We start from the raw sequence: 1126 nt of genomic DNA on the forward strand, positions 1-1126 counted from the left end.
GCCTCGGCCTGATGGCCACCACTGTGGTGTCCCCAGGCCCACACGATCGCGGAGATCGCCAGGGCGCCGACCACGGCGATGATGCCGAACAGGTTGATGCTGCCTATGACCTTCTTCAGGACGTCGAGACCGGGAAGACCTCCCGCGCTCGGCGTGACGCCGGGGTTGTACGCCAGGATCTGGGCGTGCTGCATGAGCTTCACTGGGACTCCAGGTTGGATTTTGGGCGCGCAACGGCCCGGAAAGTGGAGAGAAGAGGAAGAGGCGGGGGACCGGTCAGACGATCCGGCGAGCGGCCAGCACGTCCGCCCGCCAGTCGGCGAGTGGTGAAACCTTGACCACGTCGCCGGTGTGCGGGGCCTGCAGGATCAGACCGTGACCGATGAACATCCCGACGTGCTCCGGGACTTCGGCCGTGCCCTCGGTGAAGAGGAGGTCACCCGGCTTCAGGGCGCCGACACTGACCGCCTTGCCCTCCTTGACCTGCGTGTACGTGGTCCGGGAGAGGGAGATGCCACCCGCCTTGTACGACGCCTGCATCAGGGACGAGCAGTCACAGCGGCCCATTGGATCCTGGCCGCGCGGATCGCTGCACTCGCCACCCCACTGGTACGGGGTACCGAGCTGGCCAAGACCCCAACGGATCGCGGCACGCACCGGCTTCGGGGAGCCGGCCGGGGTCTTGTAGCCCTTGGGGAGGGCGCCAGCTGGGATGGCGCCGAAGTCGGTGCCGTCCTCCTCGTTGCCACACTCGGCGAACTCGGCGTCCGTGGCATCGCTCCCAGCATCCGCGTCGGAGTTCCCTTCGGAGCCGGAGTCCGACTGCGCCGACAGAGACGAGGCGATGCCCTTCTGCAAGGCCGCCGCGAGCGGCTCCCACTTGGCGTACGCATCAGGGAAACCACTCTTCTGCACCGCCTGCGCAGCCTGTGCGACAGTCATGGACTGCCACCCGGGAACCCTGAGCAGCGCCTCGTAGAACTTCGTCGATGCGTGCACCGGATCACGGACCTGCACCGTCGTCCCCCAGCCCTGGCTCGGGCGCTGCTGGAACAGGCCGAGCGAGTCGCGGTCGCCGTAGTCGAGATTGCGAAGTCCCGACTCCTGGAGTGAAGTTGCGAGGGCG

2 protein-coding genes are annotated in these 1126 nt (G+C 67.5%); both read right to left on the reverse strand.

All coding sequences use genetic code 11. The features are described 5' to 3' along the window. The coding region (locus ACWCV3_RS29005) for a DUF6112 family protein (protein WP_451230366.1) at nucleotides 1-194 on the reverse strand (194 nt) is incomplete at its 3' end. Between the two features lie 82 nt (nucleotides 195-276). Next, nucleotides 277-1126, reverse strand: an 850-nt coding sequence (locus tag ACWCV3_RS29010) for a C40 family peptidase (protein WP_451230363.1), incomplete at its 5' end; no start/stop codon positions are given.

It is taken from the genome of Streptomyces sp. NPDC001781 (genome assembly GCF_053596035.1).